24 protein-coding genes and 1 tRNA gene are annotated in these 24452 nt (G+C 47.0%); 1 reads left to right on the top strand and 24 read right to left on the bottom strand.

All coding sequences use genetic code 11. The features are described from left to right. Positions 1-20 precede the first annotated feature (20 nt). The 18 genes from nuoL to rpsO form a co-directional block, all read right to left on the bottom strand. A complete protein-coding gene (nuoL, locus tag ICN45_RS00575) occupies positions 21-2087 on the bottom strand; it encodes an NADH-quinone oxidoreductase subunit L (RefSeq protein ID WP_216172016.1) in 2067 nt (688 codons plus the stop codon). A 2-nt stretch (positions 2088-2089) separates the two neighbouring features. After that, positions 2090-2398 carry an NADH-quinone oxidoreductase subunit NuoK gene (gene nuoK, locus ICN45_RS00570; RefSeq protein WP_216172014.1) on the bottom strand — a complete coding sequence of 103 codons (309 nt, stop codon included), beginning with the start codon at positions 2396-2398 and terminating at the stop codon, positions 2090-2092. Continuing rightward, positions 2395-3042 (bottom strand): NADH-quinone oxidoreductase subunit J, encoded by a 648-nt coding sequence (locus tag ICN45_RS00565; protein ID WP_216172012.1) that lies wholly within the window; start codon positions 3040-3042, stop codon positions 2395-2397. Before ICN45_RS00565 ends, nuoK begins: the two co-directional genes overlap by 4 nt. Positions 3043-3063: 21 nt before the next feature. Continuing rightward, the gene (gene nuoI / locus ICN45_RS00560) at positions 3064-3555 is read right to left on the bottom strand and encodes an NADH-quinone oxidoreductase subunit NuoI (RefSeq protein ID WP_216172010.1); all 492 of its coding nucleotides are present in this window, start codon (positions 3553-3555) and stop codon (positions 3064-3066) included. An 11-nt stretch (positions 3556-3566) separates the two neighbouring features. Continuing rightward, the gene (gene nuoH / locus ICN45_RS00555) at positions 3567-4640 is read right to left on the bottom strand and encodes an NADH-quinone oxidoreductase subunit NuoH (protein ID WP_216172008.1); all 1074 of its coding nucleotides are present in this window, start codon (positions 4638-4640) and stop codon (positions 3567-3569) included. A gap of 8 nt (positions 4641-4648) precedes the next feature. Then, entirely contained in the window at positions 4649-6964 is a 2316-nt protein-coding gene (nuoG, locus tag ICN45_RS00550) for an NADH-quinone oxidoreductase subunit NuoG (protein WP_216172006.1), read from the bottom strand. Positions 6965-6995: 31 nt separating this feature from the next. Further along, entirely contained in the window at positions 6996-8294 is a 1299-nt protein-coding gene (nuoF, locus tag ICN45_RS00545; RefSeq protein ID WP_216172004.1) for an NADH-quinone oxidoreductase subunit NuoF, read from the bottom strand. Further along, positions 8291-8797 carry an NADH-quinone oxidoreductase subunit NuoE gene (nuoE, locus tag ICN45_RS00540; protein WP_216172003.1) on the bottom strand — a complete coding sequence of 169 codons (507 nt, stop codon included), beginning with the start codon at positions 8795-8797 and terminating at the stop codon, positions 8291-8293. The genes nuoF and nuoE overlap by 4 nt, the downstream gene beginning before the upstream one ends. 23 nt (positions 8798-8820) lie before the next feature. Beyond that, positions 8821-10074, bottom strand: coding sequence for an NADH-quinone oxidoreductase subunit D (locus ICN45_RS00535; RefSeq protein ID WP_216172001.1), 1254 nt, complete (start codon positions 10072-10074; stop codon positions 8821-8823). Positions 10075-10077: 3 nt separating this feature from the next. After that, positions 10078-10677, bottom strand: coding sequence for an NADH-quinone oxidoreductase subunit C (locus ICN45_RS00530; protein WP_216171999.1), 600 nt, complete (start codon positions 10675-10677; stop codon positions 10078-10080). Between the two features lie 3 nt (positions 10678-10680). Then, positions 10681-11163 (bottom strand): NuoB/complex I 20 kDa subunit family protein, encoded by a 483-nt coding sequence (locus tag ICN45_RS00525; RefSeq protein WP_011902891.1) that lies wholly within the window; start codon positions 11161-11163, stop codon positions 10681-10683. Between the two features lie 5 nt (positions 11164-11168). Then, a complete protein-coding gene (locus ICN45_RS00520; RefSeq protein ID WP_216171997.1) occupies positions 11169-11528 on the bottom strand; it encodes an NADH-quinone oxidoreductase subunit A in 360 nt (119 codons plus the stop codon). Positions 11529-11637: 109 nt separating this feature from the next. After that, a tRNA-Leu gene (locus ICN45_RS00515) sits at positions 11638-11722 on the bottom strand. Positions 11723-11808: 86 nt separating this feature from the next. Further along, positions 11809-12162: a preprotein translocase subunit SecG gene (gene secG, locus ICN45_RS00510; protein WP_216171995.1), complete on the bottom strand. Its 354-nt coding sequence runs from the start codon at positions 12160-12162 to the stop codon at positions 11809-11811. A 22-nt stretch (positions 12163-12184) separates the two neighbouring features. After that, complete coding sequence (tpiA, locus tag ICN45_RS00505) at positions 12185-12943, bottom strand: triose-phosphate isomerase (protein WP_216171994.1); 759 nt, start codon at positions 12941-12943, stop codon at positions 12185-12187. A 23-nt stretch (positions 12944-12966) separates the two neighbouring features. Further along, complete coding sequence (locus ICN45_RS00500; RefSeq protein ID WP_216171993.1) at positions 12967-13965, bottom strand: NAD(P)H-quinone oxidoreductase; 999 nt, start codon at positions 13963-13965, stop codon at positions 12967-12969. A 31-nt stretch (positions 13966-13996) separates the two neighbouring features. Further along, positions 13997-16174, bottom strand: a complete 2178-nt coding sequence (pnp, locus tag ICN45_RS00495) for a polyribonucleotide nucleotidyltransferase (RefSeq protein ID WP_216171991.1) — start codon at positions 16172-16174, stop codon at positions 13997-13999. 269 nt (positions 16175-16443) lie between these two features. Continuing rightward, positions 16444-16713: a 30S ribosomal protein S15 gene (gene rpsO / locus ICN45_RS00490; RefSeq protein ID WP_011902897.1), complete on the bottom strand. Its 270-nt coding sequence runs from the start codon at positions 16711-16713 to the stop codon at positions 16444-16446. 212 nt (positions 16714-16925) lie between these two features. Here rpsO and ICN45_RS00485 point away from each other — a divergent pair, with 212 nt between their 5' ends. Further along, positions 16926-17522 carry a lipid-binding SYLF domain-containing protein gene (locus tag ICN45_RS00485; RefSeq protein WP_216171989.1) on the top strand — a complete coding sequence of 199 codons (597 nt, stop codon included), beginning with the start codon at positions 16926-16928 and terminating at the stop codon, positions 17520-17522. 36 nt (positions 17523-17558) lie between these two features. Here ICN45_RS00485 and ICN45_RS00480 read toward each other — a convergent pair whose 3' ends face one another. The 6 genes from ICN45_RS00480 to ICN45_RS00455 all read right to left on the bottom strand — a co-directional run bounded on the left by ICN45_RS00480 (position 17559) and on the right by ICN45_RS00455 (position 24265). After that, complete coding sequence (locus tag ICN45_RS00480; protein ID WP_216171987.1) at positions 17559-19106, bottom strand: 2-isopropylmalate synthase; 1548 nt, start codon at positions 19104-19106, stop codon at positions 17559-17561. A 232-nt stretch (positions 19107-19338) separates the two neighbouring features. After that, positions 19339-20199 carry a CDP-diacylglycerol--serine O-phosphatidyltransferase gene (gene pssA / locus ICN45_RS00475; protein ID WP_216171985.1) on the bottom strand — a complete coding sequence of 287 codons (861 nt, stop codon included), beginning with the start codon at positions 20197-20199 and terminating at the stop codon, positions 19339-19341. Positions 20200-20224: 25 nt separating this feature from the next. After that, a complete protein-coding gene (locus ICN45_RS00470; protein WP_216171983.1) occupies positions 20225-20872 on the bottom strand; it encodes a phosphatidylserine decarboxylase in 648 nt (215 codons plus the stop codon). A gap of 42 nt (positions 20873-20914) precedes the next feature. Beyond that, complete coding sequence (gene ilvC / locus ICN45_RS00465) at positions 20915-21931, bottom strand: ketol-acid reductoisomerase (RefSeq protein ID WP_216171982.1); 1017 nt, start codon at positions 21929-21931, stop codon at positions 20915-20917. A gap of 55 nt (positions 21932-21986) precedes the next feature. Continuing rightward, the gene (ilvN, locus tag ICN45_RS00460; protein WP_216171980.1) at positions 21987-22478 is read right to left on the bottom strand and encodes an acetolactate synthase small subunit; all 492 of its coding nucleotides are present in this window, start codon (positions 22476-22478) and stop codon (positions 21987-21989) included. Then, entirely contained in the window at positions 22478-24265 is a 1788-nt protein-coding gene (locus ICN45_RS00455; RefSeq protein ID WP_216171978.1) for an acetolactate synthase 3 catalytic subunit, read from the bottom strand. Before ICN45_RS00455 ends, ilvN begins: the two co-directional genes overlap by 1 nt. Between the last annotated feature and the right edge of the window lie 187 nt (positions 24266-24452).

The following is a 24452-nucleotide window of genomic DNA, read 5'->3' as shown; positions in this document are numbered from 1 at the left end:
GCTACTTAAGTAACAAAGACCTAGCGAACAAAAGGCAGGTAAGCATATAAAACCCAGGCCAACAATAACGCCAAGCCCGCAATCATGGCGAAGGCATAGTGGTAGAGATAACCGGATTGCAAATGGCGGATGACGCCAGCAAAGCGCCCAACGGAGTAGGCGGTGCCGTCCACAATAAATCCATCGATGATTTTTTGATCGCCTCGATACCACAAGATATTACCGATCCACAGTAAACCTTTAGCGAATACCAATTGATTTAGTTCATCCAGATAGTATTTGTGGTCAAACAACTTCTTAATGGGTGCAAACGTTTCTGCGACCTTTGCAGGCAATTTAGGAGCCCAGAGGTAACCGATTGCCGCAGTGAGAACACCTAGAACAACCAAGAGTAATACTGGCGATGTAAACGCATGAATGGCCATTGCAATGGGGCCATGGAATTCATCTTCAAGCTCTTTCATCACTGGGTGACGCGCGATATCAATAAAGATAGAGTCGCCAAAGTAGGTGCCAAATAAGAGTGGCGTAATGGTGTAGAAACCTATGATGACCGATGGAATAGCCAACAGAATTAGTGGCAAGGTCACCACCAAAGGAGATTCGTGTGGCTTCTGCCCAGGCGCTAAACCATGGTGCTCATGCGCATGATCGTCATCCTGCTTTTGATGACCATGGTGCTCTTCGTGCTCATGTGCATCTGCATGACCCCAACGGGCTTTACCGTGAAATACATAAAAGTACAAACGGAAAGAATACAAGGCAGTGACAAAGACGCTGGCCATGACGGCAAAGTATGCAAAGCCAGAACCAGCAATATGGCTGGCGGCTACCGCTTCAATAATAGAATCTTTGGAATAGAAGCCCGAGAAAAATGGCGTGCCGATTAATGCCAAGTTGCCTATCAACATCATAAGGCAAGTGATAGGCATGTACTTCCAGAGACCGCCCATCTTGCGCATATCCTGCTCATGATGCATGCCTAAGATCACACTACCCGCCCCGAGGAACAACAGCGCCTTAAAGAATGCATGCGTCATCAGATGGAAGATAGCTACTGGATAAGCAGAAACCCCCAATGCAACCGTCATATAACCCAACTGGGACAGAGTGGAATACGCAATCACCCGCTTGATATCGGTTTGCACAATACCCAAGAAGCCCATGAACAGAGCCGTAATTGAACCGATGACCAGGATGAAGCTCAAGGCCACATCCGAGAGTTCAAACAAAGGAGACATGCGTGACACCATGAAGATACCCGCAGTCACCATGGTCGCTGCGTGAATCAAGGCAGAAATAGGCGTGGGACCTTCCATCGAATCTGGCAACCAGACATGCAATGGAAATTGGGCTGACTTACCCATCGCGCCGATGAATAGACAGATACAAACGACTGTCAGCAAATTCCAGTCAGTACCCGGTAAGGTTTGTGCAGCTAAAGCCGTATTCTGGGAAAAGATCACGTCATAGTTAAGGGAACCAGTACTGGCCAGCAATAGGCCAATGCCGAGAATGAAACCAAAGTCACCTACCCGGTTAACTATGAAAGCCTTCATGTTTGCAAATACTGCGGACTGACGTTCATAGTAGAAGCCAATCAATAAATAAGATACAACCCCGACCGCCTCCCAACCAAAGAAAAGTTGCAAGAGGTTATTACTCATGACTAACATCAACATCGCAAAGGTAAAGAGCGAAATATAGGAGAAGAAACGGTTGTAGCCCTCTTCACCTTGCATGTAACCAATCGTGTAGATATGCACCATCAAGGATACAAAGGTCACGACACACATCAGGGTGGCTGTTAGCGGATCAATTAAAAACCCAATATCTAAGTTCAGCTCACCTAACTCCATCCATCGGTAAACCGTACCGTTGAAATAGAAGCCATCCATCACTTGGACCAACACAAAACAAGACAGTACAAACGCGATCATCACACCCAAGATGGTGACAAATTGACAAGGACCCTCGCCAAGACGATTGCCACCCAATTTAGTCCCAAAAAATCCGGCTATCAAAGAGCCGAATAGCGGCGCCAATGGAATGGCACAGAGAATCGGAATATTTAAGGTGAATTGCATGACTAGCCTTTTAGGTGGTCCAGGTCTTCAGCATTAATGGTGTCGACCTTACGGAAAAGCACAACCAAAATAGCCAAACCGATAGCCGCTTCAGCAGCTGCCACAGTCAAAATAAAGAATACAAATACTTGCCCTGCCATATCCCCCAAATAATGAGAGAAGGCAATAAAGTTCATGTTCACCGCAAGTAGCATTAATTCAATCGCCATTAAGAGCACGATGATATTTTTGCGATTCAGGAAAATACCAACTACACTCGTCGCAAATAAGATGGCGCCAAGCACTAAGTAGTGAGCAAGAGTAATTGTCATTGCTTCTCCCCGCGACTATCCTGCTTTGCAGCCATATCAGAATCCATTTTCACAATGCGCATCCGATCTGCAGAATTCACATTGACTTGCTGATGAATATTTTGGGACTTAGAGTCTTTACGATTGCGCAGAGTCAAGGCCACAGCAGCAATAATCGCCACCAATAGAATGACACCAGCAACCTCGAAGGCATACACATAATCTACAAAAATCAACATACCCAAGGCATGGGTGTTGTTAGTAGCCACCTCTTCTAGCATTGGCTGGACTGGTGTACTGGTTCCAATAAAGCTGCGGATTAGGACAATGGATAGTTCCAGCACAATGACAGCGCCCATTAAAAAAGCAACGGGTAAGAATTTTTTATAGTCCCGGCGCAAATTCTCAATATCAAGATCTAACATCATGACCACAAATAAGAAGAGCACCATCACCGCACCAACATAAACCAGGATCAAAGCCAAACTGAGGAATTCTGCTTTGAGGAGCATCCACAAGCCAGAGGCGCAGAAAAAGGCGAGCACTAAAAACAAGGCAGCATGCACAGGATTGCGGGCTGTAACCACGCGCAAAGCAGAAATCACTAGTAGACCTGCAAAGGCGTAAAAGAACACGGCAAAGAGAGTGGCTGGATTAAATGTCATATAGGTTTGTGCTCTGCTCGCTCAACGATAAGGTGCATCCGCTACGCGGCTGGCGGCAATCTCTTTTTCATAATGATCACCTACGGCTAATAGCATATCTTTTGTGAAGTACAAATCACCGCGCTTATCGCCAAAATACTCAAAAATATTGGTTTCCACAATCGCGTCTACAGGGCAAGCCTCTTCACAGAAGCCACAGAAAATACACTTGGTTAAATCAATATCGTAACGGCTAGTACGGCGCGTACCATCGTCCCGCTCGGCGGTTTCAATGGTGATGGCATAAGCTGGACAAACAGCTTCACATAATTTACAGCCAATGCAGCGCTCTTCACCATTCTCGTAACGGCGCAAGGCATGCAATCCCCGAAAACGCGGAGACTGCGGGGTTTTCTCTTCCGGATATTGAATCGTCACTTTTGGCTTGAAGAGATAACGGCCAGTAATCGACATACCAACCAGAATATCTTTCAGCATCAAACTATCGAGGAATTGGGAAATTTTCTTAAACATGATTAATCACCTTATTTCCAGATATTCCATGGGGACACAACCCATGCACCAACGACGACCACCCAGAAAACCGAGATGGGAATAAAAATCTTCCAGCCCAAACGCATAATTTGATCGTAACGATAGCGTGGCAAAGTCGCGCGCAACCAAACCACACAGGATAAGAGGAAGAATGTTTTAGCAAACAACCAGAAAAAGCCTGGAATATCACGCAAGATTGGCAGATCAACAATAGGCAACCAACCGCCCAAGAAAATGGTAGATGCCACGGCGGCGAGCAAGATCATGGTGGCGTACTCTGCCAAGAAGAACATTGCAAAGGCCATGCCGGAATACTCCACCATATGACCCGCAACAATCTCTGACTCCCCTTCCACTACGTCAAATGGGTGACGATTGGTTTCAGCCACACCAGAGATAAAGTAGATGATGAACATCGGGAGCAATGGCAACCAGTTCCAAGACAGGAAGTTCAAACCCATACTGGCAAAGTACCCTTGCGCTTGAGAATGGACAATAGAACTCAAGTTGAGCGAGCCAGAAGTCAATAGAACTGTTACTAAGGCGAAACCCATCGCGATTTCATAAGAAATCATTTGGGCTGAAGCACGCATTGCGCCGAGGAATGGGTACTTTGAGTTGGATGACCAACCCGCCAAGATGACACCATAAACGCCAATCGAAGAGATTGCCATGACATACAGCAAGCCCGCATTGACATCAGCCAATACCAATTTAGCTTGAAAGGGAATTACCGCCCAAGCTGCAAAAGCCGGCATGATTACCATCACCGGCGCAATGAAATACAGCGTCTTACTCGCTTGTGTAGGAGAAATAATCTCCTTCATCAGCAACTTTAAAGAATCTGCAATGGGTTGCCATAAACCCAATGGGCCAACTCGATTTGGGCCGAGGCGGACATGCATCCACGCAATGAGTTTGCGCTCCCAAAGCGTCATATAGGCCACAGCAGCAAACATGGGCAATACGATAATCACGATACGGATCAAAGCCCACACCAGTGGCCAGAGCGATCCAAAGAAAGCTTCGCCCTGAGTAGTAATGAGGTTCAAGAAATGATCCATCTCAGCGCCTATACCTTGCTAACCGTAACAGGACCAAACATCGAACCCAATTGAGCGCTAGCAGGGGTTCCTGCAGAAATTCGCATAACGCCTGGAGCTAAATTGGCTTCCAGGGTTGCTGGCAAATCGACACTCTGACTTCCTTGCGTCACTCGCACTACATCACCCTCTTTTAAGCCCAGCTCATTAAAGAGCGCTTGACCTAAACCAAACTGATTGCCGCGCTTCGCATCGCGCGTTAATTGCAAAGCAGATGAACGACGCACAATTTGGTCGCCAGCATAAATCCCTACGTCGGATACACGCTCTACACCATTCAATGGGGCTAAATTCGGATTAATCAATCCATTTGCAGTGGATTGATTACTGAGATGAGCGCAGTAGCTGTCATCCAGCGCATCAGCCAAGACCTCTTCAGGCATATTAAATAGGAAGCCGTCTAAACCTACTAAGACACCAAGCGTGCGCAATACTTTCCATGCTGGACGTGAGTCGCCTAAAGGCTTCACAGCAGGCTGAATCGTTTGAGCGCGACCTTCTGCATTCACAAAAGTAGATACGGTTTCGGTAAAGGGGGTGATTGGCAGGATGACATCGGCTACTTCTAAGATATCTGCACTCTTATAGGCACTTAAGGCAATCACTGTGTTGGCTTTAGCCAATGCCGCACGCGCCATCACCGGGTTAGGCAAGTCGGCATCGGGCTCGATATTCATCAACAGCACCGCACGACGATCACCCGATAATACGGATTCAACACCAGCACCATTGGCTTTTACCAAGCTAGCACCGACTGCATTCCCACCAACCGGCAAGAAGCCTAAAGTAGCACCTGTTTGTTCGGCAATAAACTGAGCCAATACATGTAAGTCAGACGCTTGAGGATGAGCAATCGCTGCGGAGCCTAACAGTACTGAAGTTGTAGTACCAGAAAGCAAGCTATCAGCTATCTGTTGAGCGGTAGCAGAAACCGCTACAGTAGCTAAACCTGCAGGTGCAGAAACCGATTTCGCCTTTGCCACAGCCATTGCAACTTCGCTTAAGGCATTCAACCAGGCGCTCGGTCTAACTGCAATACCAATGCTAGGAATGAGCCAGTCATCACCACCCGCATCAATCCGTAGAACCTGCAAACCTTTTTTAGCACCCTCGCGCAAGCGAACGGCAACTAAAGGTTGATCCTTGCGTAAGAAACTACCAATGACTAAGACGCAATCAAGCGTGCTTAATTGCGTAATTGGCATACCTAACCAAGGGGCAGATGCAGCTCCACTAACATCCGTTTGACCTAAGCGGGTTTCAACCTGATTAGAGCCCAAGTCACGAACGATTTTTTGGAGCAAATGCAACTCTTCAGTACTGGAAATAGGATGGGCCAGTGCACCAATCGCCTCTGGACCACTTTCCGAGGCAATCGTTTTGAGTGAATGAGCGACGTAATTCATCGCAGATTCCCAATCGGTCTCCAGCCACTGACCGCCCTGCTTCACCATGGGAGTCGTCACACGATCTGCGCTATTGAGGCCTTCGTAGGCAAAACGATCACGGTCGCTAATCCAGCATTCATTGATGGCTTCATTTTCTAAAGCAACCACGCGCATGACTTTATTGGACTTCGTTTGAACGGTAGTATTTGCCCCCAAACTATCGTGCGGACTCACTGAACGTTTGCGACCCAATTCCCAAGTACGGGCAGCATAACGAAATGGCTTGCTCGTTAATGCACCGACTGGGCAGATATCAATCATATTGCCAGATAACTCTGAATCTACTGTTTGACCTGTGAAGGTCGTGATTTCAGAGTGCTCACCACGATTGACCATACCCAATTCCATTACACCGGCCACTTCTTGGCCGAAGCGCACGCAACGTGTGCAGTGAATACAGCGAGACATCTCCTGCATGGAGATGAGTGGACCGACATTTTTATGGAAGACAACCCGCTTCTCTTCTTCATAACGTGAATTGGATTTACCGTAACCCACCGCTAAATCTTGTAACTGGCACTCCCCGCCTTGATCGCAAATCGGGCAATCTAAAGGATGGTTAATCAGAAGAAATTCCATGACAGAACGCTGTGCTTCGACTGCCTTAGCAGAATGGGTAAACACCTTCATGCCTTGGGTTGCCGGTGTAGCACAAGCGGGCAATGGTTTAGGCGCCTTCTCTACTTCTACCAAGCACATCCGGCAATTAGCAGCGATAGAGAGTTTCTTGTGATAGCAAAAGTGAGGGATATACGTGCCCAGTTTGTGCGCGGCGTGCATCACCATCGAACCTTGCGGAACTTCTACGACCTTGCCATCTAATTCGAGTTCAACCATGCTCACTGTAAGATATCCCGTGCTCAATGTCTTATAAAGGTTTAGCAGAATCTAAGCAGCGCTTATGTTCTACGTGATACACAAATTCATCCATGTAATTCTTCAGCATTCCACGAACCGGCATCGCAGCAGCATCACCCAAAGCGCAAATCGTGCGCCCCTGAATATTCCCTGCAACATCGTTCAATAAATCTAAATCCTCTGGACGCCCTTGGCCATGCTCAATGCGATGGACGATACGGTATAACCAGCCAGTACCCTCACGACATGGGGTGCACTGACCGCAGGATTCTTCATGATAAAAATAGGATAAGCGCTCAAGTGCACGAACCATACAACGGGTTTCATTCATGACGATGACGGCGCCGGATCCCAACATCGAACCGGCTTTGGCAATACTGTCGTAATCCATCGTGAGATCCATCATCTGCGCACCCGGAATCACCGGAGCCGATGAACCACCCGGAATGACTGCCTTCAATGGAATGCCATCGCGCATACCGCCAGCAAGCTTTAATAACTCAGCGAATGGAGTGCCTAATGGAACTTCATAGTTACCAGGGTGAACTACATCACCAGATACCGAGAATATTTTGGTTCCACCGTTATTAGGCTTACCCAGATCCAGATATGCCTGACCACCGATTGCCAATATAAAAGGCACAGCAGCGAACGTCTCAGTGTTGTTAATGGTTGTAGGCTTACCATACAAACCAAAACTCGCAGGGAAAGGCGGCTTAAAGCGAGGTTGACCCTTCTTCCCTTCAAGCGATTCTAAGAGCGCGGTTTCTTCACCACAAATGTACGCTCCCCAACCTGGAGTGGCATGTAGTTGGAAGCTAAAGTCGCTTCCCAGAATCTTGTCGCCCAAATAGCCAGCAGCACGAGCCTCTTCAAGGGCTTCTTCAAAACGCGCATAGACATCCCAGATTTCACCGTGGATATAGTTGTAACCCGTGGTAATTCCCATGGTGTAGCCACCAATGATCATGCCCTCAATCAAGGCATGCGGGTTGTAACGCATGATGTCACGGTCTTTAAATGTACCTGGCTCACCTTCGTCACTATTACAGACCAAATACTTTTGACCCGGGAACTGACGAGGCATGAAGCTCCACTTCAATCCCGTTGGAAAGCCTGCGCCTCCACGACCACGCAATGAGGACGCCTTTAATTCAGCAATGATGGCATCTGGGGCAACTTGGTCATTGAGGATGCGACGTAGTTGTTGGTAGCCACCCCGACTTTCGTAATCCTTTAAGCGCCAGTTCTCACCATTCAAACCAGCAAGTATCAGGGGCTTAATGTGTCTATCGTGCAAGCTACTCATGCTGTAGCTCCTTCTGCACGCAGCTCTTTTAACAAGACATCAATTTTTTCATTACTCATAAAGCTACACATACGTTTGTCATTGACTAGCATGACAGGAGAGTCACCACACGCACCCATACACTCACCCTCTTTCAGGGTAAAAGTACCGCAGGGGGTAGTCTCGTTATACCCAATGCCTAAAGTTTCCTTTAGATGAGTAGCCGCTGTTTCACCATGGCTTAGCTGGCAAGGTAAGTTGGTACAAATCACCAACTTATATTTACCAATCGGTTTGGTGTTGTACATGTTGTAGAAGGTAGCCACTTCATCAACAGCAATCGTTGGCATTTCTAGAATCTGGGCAACCGTAGCAATCACTTCAGAAGAAATCCAACCGAGCTCGGTTTGGACCGCAATTAAAGCAGCCATCACCGCAGACTGCTTTTGATCTGGAGGATATTTCGCGACATTACGCGCAATCTCGGCAAGGGTTTTGTCAGAAAATTGAAGTGTCGTTATCATAAATTATTCCTTGGCACGCTGGATCAGCGGTCAATCTCTCCGAACACAATGTCTTGAGTGCCGATAATCGTGACAGCGTCAGCCAACATGTGACCGCGCGACATCTCATCCATGGCAGACAGGTGCGCAAATCCGGGTGCACGAATCTTCATTCGGTAGGGTTTATTGGCGCCGTCAGAGATCAAGTAAATACCGAACTCCCCTTTGGGATGTTCAACCGCGGAATAGGCTTCACCATTGGGAACATGGATGCCCTCAGTAAAGAGTTTGAAATGGTGAATTAACTCTTCCATATTCGTCTTCATACCAACCCGGTGAGGTGGAGAAACTTTATGATTATTACTTATCACAGGGCCATCATTTGCCTTGAGCCAAGCGATGCATTGCTTGATAATGCGATTGGATTGACGCATTTCTTCCATGCGCACTAAATACCGATCGTAAGAGTCGCCGTTCACGCCCACGGGAATATCAAAGTCGAGCTTGTCGTAGGTCTCGTACGGCTGCTTTCTACGTAAATCCCACTCGATGCCGGAGCCCCGCAGCATGGGACCAGTAAAGCCCAACTGCAATGCCCGTTCAGGCGTCACCACGCCAATACCTACTAAGCGTTGTTTCCAAATTCGGTTATCGGTCAAGAGATTGCAATACTCATCGACGTTTCCATCAAAACGACCGGAGAATGATTCAATGAAATCCAACAAAGTGCCACTACGGTTTTCATTCAAGCGCTTGATAGCAGAAGTGCTACGAACCTTGGACTGTGAGAACTGCGCCATTTGTGTTGGCAGGTCACGGTAAACGCCACCTGGACGATAGTAAGCGGCGTGCATGCGCGCGCCTGAGACGGCTTCGTACATATCGAAAATATCTTCACGATCACGGAAGGCATACAAGAATACTGCCATTGCGCCAACGTCTAAACCGTGACAGCCAATCCACAAGAGGTGATTGAGTAAACGGGTTAACTCATCAAACATGACGCGAATATATTGGGCACGCAAAGGCACATCTACTTGTAACAATTTTTCAATTGCCATTACGTAAGCGTGCTCATTGGCCATCATCGATACATAGTCCAAACGATCCATATAAGGCACGTTCTGAATCCAAGTACGGGTCTCAGCTAATTTTTCAGTAGCGCGATGGAGTAAACCAATGTGCGGATCTGCACGCTGAATCACTTCACCATCGAGCTCTAGCACTAAACGTAATACGCCGTGCGCCGCAGGATGTTGAGGACCGAAATTGAGGGTGTAGTTCTTAATTTGTGCCATGACTTAAACCGGGCCTCCATACTGCGCTTCACGCACGATACGCGGCGTAATCTCACGCGCTTCAATCGTCACCGGCTGATAGACCACGCGCTTGAGCTCTGGGTCATAACGCATCTCTACGTTGCCAGAGATAGGGAAATCTTTTCTAAAAGGGTGGCCAATGAAACCATAGTCAGTCAGGATGCGGCGCAAGTCTTCATGCCCATCAAACAAGATGCCATAGAGGTCAAACGCTTCACGCTCAAACCAATTCGCTACCGCCCAAACTGGCGTAAGCGAAGCCACCATTGGATAAGAATCCTCTGGAGCAAATACGCGCACACGCAAACGCCAGTTATGCGCCAATGACAAGAGATGCGATACGGCAGCAAAACGTTGACCAGCCCAAGCGCCATCGCGGAAGTCTTGATAATCTACGCCGCATAAATCAATGAGTTGCTCAAAAGCCAATGTAGGCTCATCACGCAAGAGCATGGCGGATTCAAAATAGGTGTCTGCATTCAAGACGACAGTCACCTCACCTAAAGCAATCTCAATCGATTGTGCACGCTTGCCTAAAACTTTTTCGAGGTTGGCAGCTAGTTGAATTAAACGATCTGACATGAATTAAGCCTTCCGTGCGATCGTGCTGGTGCGAGCGATCTTGGATTGCAGCTGAATAATTCCGTAAATCAAAGCCTCTGCAGTGGGAGGGCAACCAGGAACATAAATATCGACCGGCACGATACGGTCGCAACCGCGTACTACTGAATAGGAGTTATGGTAATAGCCACCACCATTGGCACATGAACCCATGGAGATCACCCAACGCGGTTCTGGCATTTGGTCGTATACCTTACGTAAGGCTGGAGCCATCTTGTTACACAAAGTACCAGCAACAATCATCAGGTCAGATTGGCGTGGTGATGGGCGGAAAACCACACCAAAACGGTCCAAGTCGTAACGTGAAGCGCCTGCGTGCATCATTTCAACTGCGCAGCAAGCCAAACCAAAGGTCATGGGCCATAAAGAGCCGTTGCGTGTCCAGTTAATCAACTGGTCTGCAGTGGTGGTAACAAATCCTTCTTTAAGAACGCCTTCTAATGCCATACCTATCACTCCCAGTCGAGAGCGCCCTTTTTCCAGATATACACAAATCCCACAATGAATTCCAAGAGGAAGATCACCATAGAGGCGTAGCCAAACCAGCCGATATCACGTAGTGCAACACCCCATGGGAATAGGAATGCGGTTTCTAGGTCAAAGAGGATGAAGAGGATGGCAATGAGGTAATAGCGCACGTCAAACTTCATACGTGCGTCTTCAAAAGCTTCAAAACCACATTCGTAAGGAGACAGTTTCTCCGCATCTGGCTTAGAAGGAGCCAACATTTTTCCGAGGAACATGGGGACTAAACCAACCCCAATACCTACAAGGATAAAAAGCAGAACAGGAAAGTAATTAGCGAGATTCAAAATGGTCCTGAGTCGTTCGTCTGGTAATACTTAAAACAGCAAATTATTCGTTATTCCACTACCTACTAGTTTGGTTTATACCAAAAACTTGCTACAAATCACTTCATTTTGGTGCCGACGGCGAGACTCGAACTCGCACAGCCTAAGCCACTACCCCCTCAAGATAGCGTGTCTACCAATTTCACCACGTCGGCATCTTGCAAAACACCTCAATTCTACTGCATTGCAACACTGAACTGCCCCAAATATCGGACAGATAAATCCGTTAAAACCTACTGTTTTACTTAGGAACTGCAGGTTTAGTGGGATCTTGCACCGGGGCTACTGGAGCTGCTGGAGCAGTCGGGGCTACGACAGGCGCTACAGTTCCCGAAAGAACTCCAGGGCTTACTTCTTTCTTATTACCAAGCCATGTAATACCTAAGGTGCAAATAAAGAAAATGCCCGCAAAAACAGCTGTTGTATGAGAAAGGAAATTAGCAGAACCGCTGGCACCAAACAGGCTACCAGAGGCACCAGATCCAAATGCAGCCCCCATATCAGCGCCTTTACCTTGCTGTAATAGCACTAATAGAATGACAGCTAACGCTGAAATTACCTGCAATACGATCAATAAAGTCTTAAGCCATTCCACGATTTATCTCCAAATAAAAAATCTATGCCTGACAGATAGCCAGAAAGTCCTGAGGGTTCAAAGACGCTCCCCCAACCAATCCACCATCAATATCTGGCATTGCAAACAATTCAACGGCATTATCTGGTTTGATACTGCCGCCATACAAAATTCCTACGTGTGCTGCCACATCCTCGTTAAATTCTGTTAGCTGCAGACGAATCACGCGATGCATATCTTGCGCTAACTGGGCGCTAGCCACCTTGCCTGTACCAATAGCCCATACGGGCTCATAGGCAATTAAGCAGTCCGCCAAGCGATCTTGCAAAACCGAGACCTGCTTAGCGACTTGGCCACACACCACTTCTTCTGCCCTACCTGAATTTCTCTCATCGGCTGTTTCACCAACACAAATCACGGGAGTCATCCCGCCATCTAAAACTTGCAAGGCTTTTGCAGCAACTACTTCATCGACTTCATGATGCATCTGTCGACGCTCAGAATGGCCCACAACAACATAACTACAACCCATTTCTTTGAGCATGGAGGCGGCTACTTCACCGGTGTAAGCACCGGATATATGTGCCGATGCATCTTGGGCGCCAAGACCTAGGAATGCCAAAGAATGTTCTTTAATTAAAGTAGCGCATTGTGACAAATACGGAAACGGTGGACATACAACGAACTTCCGTCCAGATGGCATACCACTTTCCATGCCGCGGGCAACTGTCTTAATCCAATCCTGATTGCTAGCAAGACTGCCATTCATTTTCCAGTTGCCGATGACGATGAGGGGTCGCATAAGAATGGCTTAGTGAGAAAAGATTAAACCGTTAAAACAATTTTGCCGACATGCTCGGAAGATTCCATCAAACGATGCGCATCTGCTGCTTGATCGAGCGAAAAGGTTTGATAGATCACTGGCTTTAGTTGACCGGCATTGAGTAAAGGCCAAACGTTCTCAAATAATTGCTTAGCAATTTGCTTCTTAAAAGATACTGGGCGGGGACGCAAGGTTGAACCAGTTATGGTTAAGCGGCGACGTAAGATTTGGTTCGTACTCACCTCAGCCTTTGAGCCCCCCTGAATAGCAATAATCACAATTCGTCCGTCATCAGCCAAACAATCAATCTCACGCTGAACATAAGCCCCAGTCACCATATCCAGAATCACATTGACGCCTTTGCCATCAGTCGCTTTCTTAACCTCTTCTACAAAATCTTGTGTCTTGTAGTTGATCGCCAAGTCGGCGCCCAGCTTTAAGCATGCAGCGCATTTCTCATCACTACCAGCAGTAACAAATACCTTGTGACCCAATGCTTTAGCAATCAGAATCGCCGTCACACCAATACCACTTGAGCCGCCTTGAACTAAGAGTGTTTCGCCTGGAGATAGCTCGCCTCGCATGAAGACATTACTCCAGACGGTAAAGAACGTTTCCGGCAAGGCCGCAGCCTCTTGGTCAGTGAAACCGGTTGGATAAGGCAAGCATTGGGCAACGGGTGCGGTGCATAGATCTGCATAACCACCCCCCTGTACCAAAGCGCAAACCTTGTCGCCGACTTTAAGACCAAAGACATTATCAGCATGCGCTACATCGCCACCCACAATCACACCAGCGACTTCGAGACCAGGAATATCAGATGCGCCTGCAGGGACTGGATAAAAGCCTTTACGTTGTAAAACGTCTGGGCGATTAATGCCCGCTGCGAGAACCTGAATCAAGATCTCGCCAGAACCAGCAGCAGGAACCGCTGGATCTGGACGAGTGGTCGGTACCAACATTTCTGGCGTACCAAATTCTTTGATCTCAATTACACGCATTGATAACTCCGAGTGATCTTAAAGATGTTACTTAAGCTGTTTCGTCCGTTGGAGCTACTTCAGCAACCACTTCAGCGCTGGCATCAGATGAGCCAGCCAAAGGAGCAATCGTGCCACCTTCATCTGCCATTGCAGCTTTGAGTGATAAACGCAAACGACCACGCTCATCAGCAGCTAGTAATTTCACACGCACGATCTGGCCTTCTTGCAAATAGTCTTTCACTTCTTTAACACGCTCAGTGGAGATTTCAGAGATGTGCAAGAGACCATCTTTACCAGGAAGAATGTTTACCAAAGCACCAAACTCGAGCAACTTCACTACTGGGCCTTCGTAGATCTTGCCTACTTCAGCTTCTGCAGTAATACCCTCAATGCGTGCTTTTGCTTCAGCCATGCCTTCGGCACTAGTTGAGGCAATGGTTACGGTACCGTCATCTTTAATGTCGATGCTGCAACCGGTTTCTTTAGTCAAAGCTTGAATCGTTGCGCCGCCCTTACCGATCACTTCACGAATCTTGTCAGGATGGATCTTGAATGACACCATGCGTGGTGCGTGAGCGGACAATTCTGTGCGAACTGAACCCATAGCTTCTTGCATTTTGCTCAAGATGTGCAAACGGCCTTCTTTAGCTTGCGCCAGAGCCACTTGCATAATTTCTTTAGTAATGCCTTGAACCTTAATGTCCATCTGCAACGCAGTAATGCCATTCGCAGTACCAGCTACTTTGAAGTCCATATCGCCTAAGTGATCTTCATCACCCAAGATATCGGTCAACACAGCAAAACGATTGCCATCAAGGATCAAGCCCATGGCAACACCAGCAACGTGTGCCTTAACTGGAACACCCGCATCCATCATGGCTAAACAGCCGCCGCAAACAGAAGCCATAGATGAAGAACCGTTAGATTCAGTAATTTCTGAAACCACCCGAATGCTATAAGCAAAGTCTTCAGCACTTGGCAATACTGGAATCAAGGCGCGCTTAGCTAAACGACCGTGACCAATTTCACGGCGCTTTGGGCTACCGACGCGGCCAGTTTCACCAGTCGCAAATGGAGGCATGTTGTAGTGGAACATGAAACGATCACGGTATTCACCTTCGAGCGCATCAATGATTTGCTCGTCACGTGCAGTACCTAAAGTAGCTACCACGAGGGCCTGTGTTTCACCACGGGTAAACAATGCAGAACCGTGTGTACGCGGCAATACGCCATTACGAATTTCAATTGGACGAACAGTACGGGTATCGCGACCATCAATGCGGGGCTCACCATTCAAAATCTGGCTACGTACAATCTTCGCTTCAATTTCAAATAAGATGTCATTCACCGCTACTGCATCAACGTCACCCTCTTCTTGCAACTGAGCTACTACTGTTTTTGTAATTTCCTTGAGCTTGTCTGAACGAGCGCCTTTTTGACGAATCTGATAAGCCTCACGCAATGGCGCTTCAGCCAAAGCAGTGACCTTAGCAATAAATGGCTCATCTTTAGGGGCAGCAGCCCAATCCCACTCTGGTTTGCCAGCTTCACGTACTAAATCATTAATGGCGTTGATCGCGGTTTGCATTTGGTCATGACCATACACAACGGCACCCAACATCACTTCTTCAGACAATTGATTTGCTTCTGACTCCACCATCAAGACCGCTGCTTGGGTACCGGCAACGATCAAATCGAGCTCACTAGTAGCTTGTTCTGTGCGGGTTGGGTTCAATAGGTATTGACCATCGGCATAACCGACGCGCGCTGCGCCAACTGGGCCAGCAAAAGGAATGCCTGAAATAGCCAAGGCTGCAGATGCTGCGATTAAGGCTGGAATATCGGCAGGAACGTCAGGGTTGATAGACAACACATGCACGACTACCTGAACTTCGTTCAAGAAACCTTCTGGGAATAATGGGCGCAATGGGCGATCGATCAAACGGGAGATCAAAGTCTCACCTTCTGATGGGCGACCTTCACGACGGAAAAAACCGCCAGGAATCTTGCCTGCCGCGTAGGTTTTTTCTAGGTAATCAACAGTGAGTGGGAAAAATGATTGGCCTGGCTTTGCAGACTTTGATGCCACTACAGTTCCCATTACTACTGTGTCGTCGATATTCACAATAACGGCACCACCGGATTGGCGCGCAATCTCGCCTGTTTCCATTGTTACTTGATGGTTGCCCCATTGAAAACTTTTTACTGCTTTTGTAAACATAGTCATTCTGATCTTCTCCAAATTGTTCACGTAAAACTCACATGAATTTCACGCTTGTCGTGGGATAAAGCAGTGTCACGACAACACTGGAGCGATTTAAGATCACTAGGGATGCCATTCCAGGGAGGCTCTGAATTGATTTTCAGAAACTCATTGGAATGACACAATCCCCTACACAAATAATCTTGAAACGCCCAAAAAACATGCCATCTGCTTAAGACTGATTCGGTGACGAAACAACCCTAAGATAGATGGCATTGCATACCGATAAAGAATTACTTACGGAGACCTAATTTCTCGATCAATGCGCGATAGCGGTCCAAATCTTTGCCCTTGAGATAATCCAAGAGGCGACGGCGACGTGAAACCATCTTCAACAAGCCACGACGGCTGTGATGGTCTTTAGCGTTAGCCTTGAAATGGGGGGTTAATTCATTGATGCGGGCTGTTAGCAATGAAACTTGAACTTCAGGGCTACCCGTATCGTTTGCGCTGCGCGCGTTATCTTTGACGATTTCCGCCGTTTTAATATCAGCAACTGCCATTTTTAATACTCCTTACTTGCGAACACTTGAGCTTTCACCCAATCGGTGTCGTGCGTTTTTAACAAAATAAAACAAAAAAGCTTTACAAATCAAAGCCCTCGAATTGTAGCAGACAGACCCCTAAAATAGGGCTTAACCGAAGAATAATTGGTATGCTTTAGTATCCTCCCCCTACAAATATAAATAACTATATAAATCAATAACTTACAAATATGACTTCTTTATACCGCACCCTCATTGCCCTGCTGTTGATTGGCTTAAGCCTCAATCAACCCGCATCTGCTCAATTTTCTTCTATGTTTGGCCCAAGCAAGACGATTGCCCAGCAAAAAGATGACATCCTAAAAAAGAATGATGACATTCTGAAAAATCTCTACAAAGTAGCCCCGCAAGCAAAAGATCTCATTGAAAAATCTGCTGGCTATGCTACTTTTAGTAACTTTGGCATGAAGATTCTGATCGCAGGGGGTGGAACCGGTACTGGCGTAGTGTTTAGCAAATCATCATCAAAACCGATTTATATGGATATGGCTGAGGTTCAAGCAGGACTTGGCATGGGTATTAAATCAACTCAAACGATTTTTGTATTTCAAAAAGCAACAGCTCTAAATGATTTTGTTAATTCTGGCTGGACTTTCGGGGGTCAAGTAACGGCAGCTGCCAAATACGAAAAAAATGGGGATGCCTACCATGACGCTAATATCGTCGCCGACGGAATACTGATGTATCAGTTAACTGACTCAGGCCTTGCCGCTGAAATCACCGGCAAGGGCTCTAAGTACTATAAAGATACTGAGCTAAACAAATAACTAGGTTTAGTTGATGCCTAAAGTGTAAGGGGGGTGTTAGGGGGTCATCTGTGCATTGAGTTTGATTTGGCTAGAATCATGCAATTTATTCAAAGCAGCTAAGTAGGCTTTAGCGGAAGCGGCGATGATATCAGGGTCAGTTCCCACGCCATTCACAATCCGACCGCCCTTCGCTAAACGCACAGTAACCTCACCTTGCGACTGTGTGCCCGAAGTAATGGCATTGACTGAGTAAAGCAATTGCTCTGCCCCACTCTGCGCCATTTCTTCAATTGCATTTAAGCTCGCGTCTACTGGGCCATTGCCCTCCGACTCTGAACTTACCTCTTTATCCCCCATGCGGAAAGTAACTCGTGACTTAGGGCGCTCACCGGTTTCGGAATGTTGACTCAAAGAAATAAAGTGGTAATGCTCACCCTCTTCTGCAGCAGCAGAAGCAGACATGATGGCAATGATGTCTTCATCGAATATCTCTGACTTTTGATCAGCCAATGCTTTAAAGCGCGCAAATGCTTCATTGACGTCTGCTTCGGCTTCAACCGTAATACCCAATTCTTGCAAACGTTGTTTGAACGCATTACGCCCCGATAATTTGCCCAACACAATCTTATTTGTAGACCAACCCACATCTTCTGCGCGCATGATTTCATAGGTTTCACGGTTCTTCAAAATACCATCCTGATGAATGCCGGAAGCGTGTGCAAATGCATTCGCACCCACCACCGCTTTATTCGGCTGCACCACAAATCCCGTGATATGGGAAACCAATTTAGAGGCAGGCACAATTTGGGTCGCATCAATACCGCAAACCAGATCAAAATAATCCTTGCGCGTACGCAAAGCCATCACAATCTCTTCTAAAGCGGTATTGCCAGCGCGCTCACCCAAGCCATTGATAGTGCACTCGATCTGGCGAGCGCCTCCAATCTTCACACCTGCCAAGGAATTTGCGACCGCCATACCCAAGTCGTTATGGCAATGTACCGACCATAAGGCTTTATCTGAGTTCGGCACGCGGGTACGCAAAGTCTTAATAAATTCTCCATACAGTTCTGGAGTTGCATAGCCAACAGTATCCGGAATATTGATCGTCGTTGCGCCTTCATTGATGACACCTTCAACTACTCTGCACAAGAAATCCATCTCAGAGCGATAGCCGTCTTCAGCTGAAAATTCAATATCATCAGCCAAATTTCTAGCAAAACGAATCGAGCGCTTTGCCTGCTCCAATACTTCTTCTGGTGACATCCGTAACTTCACTGCCATATGCAAAGGGCTGGTGGCTAAGAATGCATGAATACGTTTCGCTTTGGCAGCCTTTAATGCATCTGATGCACGGGTAATATCTTTGTCATTTGCTCTAGCCAAAGAGCAGACGATGGAATCTTTAATGGCCGCAGCAACTGCAGAAATAGCCTGAAAGTCACCTTCGGAGCTCGCAGCAAAACCGGCTTCAATCACATCGACTTTGAGTCGCTCTAATTGGCGCGCAATACGGACTTTTTCATCCTTAGTCATCGAGGCGCCTGGGGATTGCTCACCATCACGCAAGGTGGTATCGAAAATGATTACTTTATCGCTCATCACTACTCTCCGGTTTTAAATACTGAATTGGTTTGTTACTAAATTGGGTTCTTAAAAACAAAAAACCCCAGCAAATTGCTGGGGCTGGTATGTGGTGGTTAATGAACTCTTTTTGATCTCATCAACTCAGGCCTTACCCGCCCCAAGCTTTAGGCTTAGTGCTAGTAGAAGGAGCCCTGTTAAAGGTGAGAAATTCATCAACATGGAATTAATATACCCGAAAATCCTAAAATTAGCTAAAACGCTTCCCGCTGAGGCGTTCCCATGCCCAAATGACATAGCCAGAGATGGAATACACCACGAATACGCCAAATAAGGTCAAGGGTGGATTGGAAGAAATCAATACAAAAGTCAGGATCATCAGAACCATGACCCCAAAAGGAACCCGATAACGGATATCTAAGGCTTTGCCACTGTAAAAACGGGCATTAGAGACCATAGTTAATCCTGCATAAACTGCAATGAAGAAGGTAATCCATGGGATTGCGGTATCCCGAACTGGAATTTTATTGTCATCCGCCAACCAGATAAAGCCAGCCATTAAAGCGCCGGCTGCTGGACTCGGCAAGCCTTGAAAGAACTTCTTATCAACCACACCAGTATTGACGTTAAAACGCGCTAAGCGCAAAGCTGCGCCAGCACAGTAAGTAAAGGCAGCCAACCAACCCCACTTACCTAAATCTTTTAAAGCCCACTCATAAGCCACTAAAGCTGGCGCAACGCCAAAGGACACCATGTCAGCCAGTGAGTCATATTGCTCACCAAAAGCACTCTGCGTATTGGTCATGCGAGCGATACGTCCATCCATCCCATCGAGCACCAGCGATGCAAAGATTGCAATTGCTGCAATCTCAAAATGATGGTTCATCGCATTAACGATGGCAAAGAAGCCGCAAAACAATGCTGCGGTTGTAAATGCATTCGGTAGTAAATAGATACCCTTGCCGCGTGGGCGCGGTTTTTCGTGGATTTCTTCTACTTCGTAGTCAATCCCATCTCCAAGCTCTTCAGCCCAGTCATCACGAGTTGACTCAGTAGGAATGCGTGTGAGGCGACTGCGATCGATACGGCCACGACGGCGAAATGTAGTCAAAGAGTGTCCCAGTGATTCGTTGTAATCAGTCCAGACCTGGTAAGCGGGCCAAGGCGGTATTGGTTGCAAATACTTTATCACCGACACTGACCAATGGCTCAGCGCTCAGCGGTAAATAAATATCAACTCGAGAACCAAAGCGAATAAAGCCATAGCGTTCACCCGCTTTTAAGCGATCGCCCACATGGATATAGCAGAGGATACGGCGTGCAATCAAGCCAGCAACCTGAACTAGAGTAACGATTTGGCCGTTAGCGTCGATCACAACAGCATTACGCTCGTTCTCAGTGGAAGCCTTGTCTAAATCGGCATTTACAAACTTACCGGGGAAATATTGAATCTCTTTGACTAAACCATTGACTGCACTGCGATTTGAATGCACGTTAAATACGTTCATGAAGACACTGATTTTGAGTGCTTCACGACCAGCATAGGGATCATTGGTTTTTTCAACCACCACAATCCGTCCATCCGCTGGTGATAAAACCAAATCACGACCCAGTGCAGGAATGCGCTGTGGATCACGGAAAAACTGCAGAACAAAGATAAAGATAATCCACAGCGGCCAAGACCAGGCGGAACCGCCAAGGTATTGCACTAGCAGAGTAAAGAACCCCAGTAGCGCCAAATACGGCCAGCCTTCTCTTGCAATAATGGGGTGTGGATACATCATCTTCGTTCTGAGCCTTATTGATTAAAACTGGTGGTTTGCTACTTAGTTCTTCGTTTGATCCACTAATTTGTTCTTCGCAATCCAAGGCATCATGGCACGCAATTTTGCGCCGACTACTTCGATGTCATGCTCTGCGTTCAAACGACGACGTGAAATCAATGTTGGAGCACCGGCCTTGTTCTCAAGGATGAAGCTCTTCGCATACTCACCTGTCTGAATGTCTTTCAAGCACTGACGCATTGCATTTTTGGTATCTTCAGTCACTATGCGAGGGCCAGTAACGTACTCACCATACTCAGCATTGTTAGAAATCGAGTAGTTCATATTGGCAATACCGCCTTCGTAGATCAAGTCAACAATCAACTTGAGCTCATGCAAGCACTCAAAGTAAGCCATTTCAGGAGCGTAACCCGCTTCAACCAAGGTTTCAAAACCAGCTTTGATCAATTCAACTGCGCCACCGCAAAGTACAGCCTGCTCACCGAACAAGTCCGTTTCAGTTTCTTCGCGGAAATTGGTTTCAATAATGCCGGCACGACCACCGCCGTTTGCTGTTGCGTATGACAAAGCAAGATCACGAGCAGAGCCGGATTTATCTTGGTAAACCGCGATCAAATGCGGAACACCACCGCCTTGAGCGTAGGTGCCACGAACAGTATGACCAGGAGCCTTCGGTGCAATCATGATCACATCTAAGTCAGCGCGTGGCTGAACTTGACCGTAATGGACGTTAAAGCCATGGGCAAAAGCAAGAGCGGCGCCCTGCTTAATATTGCCATGCACTTCTTTGTTGTATACATCTGCAATTTGCTCATCGGGCAACAACATCATCACGATATCAGCATCTTTGACCGCTTCAGCCACTTCTTTTACTGTCAGGCCAGCATTTGCAGCCTTGCTCCAGGAAGCACCATCTTTACGTAAACCAACTGTCACGTTAACGCCAGAGTCTTTTAGGTTCAACGCGTGTGCGTGACCTTGTGAACCATAACCAATGATGGTGACTTTTTTGCCCTTAACGAGGGACAAATCTGCGTCTTTATCGTAAAAAACTTTCATGCTCTTTCCTTGTATTGAAGATAGGTTTTATTGCGTAATAAATCAGTTAAAAAAATTAAACTTTCAAGATGCGTTCACCACGCCCGATACCAGAACCACCCGAACGAACAGTTTCCAGAATCGAGGCACGATCAATCGAATCAATAAATGCATCTAACTTCGTCCCATCGCCGGTTAATTCAATGGTGTAACTCTTGTCTGTCACATCGATGATGCGGCCACGAAAAATATCAGTAGTGCGCTTTAATTCTTCACGCTCTTTACCAACGGCCCGAACCTTAATCATCATTAACTCACGTTCAATGTGAGGACCTTCGCTCAGATCAAACACCTTAACGACCTCAACTAGGCGGTTTAAGTGCTTCGTGATTTGCTCAATCACATCATCTGAACCCATGGTGACAATAGTCATGCGCGACAAAGAGGAATCTTCAGTAGGAGCAACACTCAAGGCTTCAATGTTGTAACCGCGAGCAGAGAACAGACCGACCACGCGGGACAAGGCGCCTGGTTCGTTCTCTATCAATACAGAAATAATGTGTCGCATTACAGATCCTCGCTACCTAAGAGCATTTCAGTAATGCCCTTACCAGCTTGAACCATAGGCCATACGTTCTCTTCTGGGTCAGTCTGGAAATCCATAAATACAGTGCGATCCTTTAAGCGAATGGCTTCCTTTAGAGCGCCCTCCACATCAGACTTTTTCTCAATGAGCATCCCAACGTGACCATAAGCCTCTGCCAGCTTTACAAAGTCAGGTAAAGAATCCATATAGGAACTGGAATACCGTTTGTTATAGGTCAGCTCTTGCCATTGACGAACCATTCCCAAGTAACGGTTATTCAAGGACACAATTTTCACAGGCGTGTTGTACTGCTTACAGGTAGAAAGCTCTTGAATGCACATCTGGATCGAGCCTTCGCCAGTAATAGCAAAAACATCCTTGTCCGGAAATGCTTTCTTGATACCCATGGCATAAGGCAAGCCTACGCCCATCGTACCCAGACCACCTGAGTTAATCCAACGGCGGGGCTTATCAAACTTGTAGAACTGAGCTGCCCACATTTGATGTTGGCCTACGTCAGAGGTAATAAAGGCATCCCCGCCGGTCAGTTCATATAACTTTTGTACAACATATTGTGGCTTCACGATTTGAGAAGCTTCGTCGTACTTCAAGCAATCTTTCTTACGCCACTCATTAATCTGCTCCCACCACGCAGCAACTTTCTCGCCGTTTTTACGGGGGCCGGCAGCCTTGAGTTGTGCTGTCATCTCCTGCAACACTTCTTTGAGATTGCCAACAATCGGAACATCGACCTTCACCCGTTTAGAAATCACGGAAGGATCGATATCGATATGAATGATTTTGCGGGGATGACTTGCAAAGTGGCTGGTATTGCCGATCACCCGGTCATCAAAGCGCGCGCCGATGGCAATCAATACATCACTGTGTTGCATCGCCATATTCGCTTCGTAAGTTCCGTGCATACCCAGCATGCCAACAAATTGCGGGCTACTGCCAGGAAATCCGCCCAATCCCATTAAGGTATTGGTTACGGGATAGCCCAACAAGTCTGCGAACTCTTTTAACTCAGGCGCTGCGTCGGCAAGAATCACGCCACCACCGGTATAGATATAGGGACGCTCTGCTTCTTGCAATAAGGTAACTGCTTTGCGGATTTGGCCGCTATGACCCTTTACTACTGGGTTATAGGAACGCATTTCCAATGTTTCTGGATAGTCAAAGGGACCCTTGGCAGCAGAGACATCCTTGGGGATATCAATCAACACTGGACCAGGGCGACCGGTCTGCGCAATATGAAACGCTTTTTTCAAAACCAAAGGCAAATCTTTAACGTCCTTAACCAGAAAATTGTGCTTAACCACTGGTCGTGTAATACCAACGGTATCCGCTTCCTGGAAAGCGTCTTCACCAATCGCGTACGTAGGCACGTTACCGCTAATGATCACCAAGGGGATGGAATCGGTATAAGCAGTTGCAATGCCGGTAACCGCATTAGTTACTCCTGGACCGGAGGTGACTAAAGCAACGCCAACCTTACCGGTTGCACGTGCATAACCATCGGCCGCATGAACTGCTGCTTGCTCATGGCGAACCAGGATATGTTCAAACTTATCCTGCTTAAAAATTTCATCATAGATAAAGAGAACGGATCCACCTGGGTAACCCCAAACGAATTCAACTCCTTCTTTGTGCAATGCCCGCACAAGCATTTCAGCACCAATTATTTCTGGGGGCGCATCTACGGTATTGGGGGTTGTTAAGTCTTTGTTAGCTTTAGTAGCTAAAAATTCGGCGCTGCTTGTATTCATTTTCTTTCGTCCTTTGCAATTTTCGGCAAAAAATTGTTTGGTCTGTTCTATCCCCTGCTTATGGCCTGAGTTCGAACGGCGCTGCTACCGGAAAAACCACTTCTTGAATGAGAATCTAGGTAGTAAGCCTTATATTCTATAGCAATCCCCTAAAATTAACCAATTCTTACAGATTCAGGTCTAATCC

It is taken from the genome of Polynucleobacter alcilacus, from assembly GCF_018881545.1.
GTDB classification, from domain to species: Bacteria; Pseudomonadota; Gammaproteobacteria; order Burkholderiales; family Burkholderiaceae; genus Polynucleobacter; species Polynucleobacter alcilacus.
Note: the sequence above shows the minus strand (reverse complement) of the source record. Positions and strands in the feature narration are given on the sequence as shown.

Coding starts and splice junctions, on each gene's coding strand:
- nuoL (WP_216172016.1), bottom strand. CDS start 2,087: ATGCAATTCACCTTAAATATTCCGATTCTCTGTGCCATTCCATTGGCG.
- nuoF (WP_216172004.1), bottom strand. CDS start 8,294: ATGAGTAGCTTGCACGATAGACACATTAAGCCCCTGATACTTGCTGGT.
- nuoG (WP_216172006.1), bottom strand. CDS start 6,964: ATGGTTGAACTCGAATTAGATGGCAAGGTCGTAGAAGTTCCGCAAGGT.
- nuoI (WP_216172010.1), bottom strand. CDS start 3,555: ATGTTTAAGAAAATTTCCCAATTCCTCGATAGTTTGATGCTGAAAGAT.
- nuoK (WP_216172014.1), bottom strand. CDS start 2,398: ATGACAATTACTCTTGCTCACTACTTAGTGCTTGGCGCCATCTTATTT.
- pnp (WP_216171991.1), bottom strand. CDS start 16,174: ATGACTATGTTTACAAAAGCAGTAAAAAGTTTTCAATGGGGCAACCAT.
- nuoH (WP_216172008.1), bottom strand. CDS start 4,640: ATGGATCATTTCTTGAACCTCATTACTACTCAGGGCGAAGCTTTCTTT.
- ICN45_RS00535 (WP_216172001.1), bottom strand. CDS start 10,074: ATGGCACAAATTAAGAACTACACCCTCAATTTCGGTCCTCAACATCCT.
- ICN45_RS00470 (WP_216171983.1), bottom strand. CDS start 20,872: ATGATGTATCCACACCCCATTATTGCAAGAGAAGGCTGGCCGTATTTG.
- ICN45_RS00525 (WP_011902891.1), bottom strand. CDS start 11,163: ATGGCATTAGAAGGCGTTCTTAAAGAAGGATTTGTTACCACCACTGCA.
- tpiA (WP_216171994.1), bottom strand. CDS start 12,943: ATGCGACCCCTCATCGTCATCGGCAACTGGAAAATGAATGGCAGTCTT.
- rpsO (WP_011902897.1), bottom strand. CDS start 16,713: ATGGCAGTTGCTGATATTAAAACGGCGGAAATCGTCAAAGATAACGCG.
- ilvC (WP_216171982.1), bottom strand. CDS start 21,931: ATGAAAGTTTTTTACGATAAAGACGCAGATTTGTCCCTCGTTAAGGGC.
- ICN45_RS00455 (WP_216171978.1), bottom strand. CDS start 24,265: ATGAATACAAGCAGCGCCGAATTTTTAGCTACTAAAGCTAACAAAGAC.
- ilvN (WP_216171980.1), bottom strand. CDS start 22,478: ATGCGACACATTATTTCTGTATTGATAGAGAACGAACCAGGCGCCTTG.
- ICN45_RS00485 (WP_216171989.1), top strand. CDS start 16,926: ATGACTTCTTTATACCGCACCCTCATTGCCCTGCTGTTGATTGGCTTA.
- nuoE (WP_216172003.1), bottom strand. CDS start 8,797: ATGATAACGACACTTCAATTTTCTGACAAAACCCTTGCCGAGATTGCG.
- ICN45_RS00565 (WP_216172012.1), bottom strand. CDS start 3,042: ATGACATTTAATCCAGCCACTCTCTTTGCCGTGTTCTTTTACGCCTTT.
- ICN45_RS00480 (WP_216171987.1), bottom strand. CDS start 19,106: ATGAGCGATAAAGTAATCATTTTCGATACCACCTTGCGTGATGGTGAG.
- ICN45_RS00500 (WP_216171993.1), bottom strand. CDS start 13,965: ATGCGTGTAATTGAGATCAAAGAATTTGGTACGCCAGAAATGTTGGTA.
- ICN45_RS00530 (WP_216171999.1), bottom strand. CDS start 10,677: ATGTCAGATCGTTTAATTCAACTAGCTGCCAACCTCGAAAAAGTTTTA.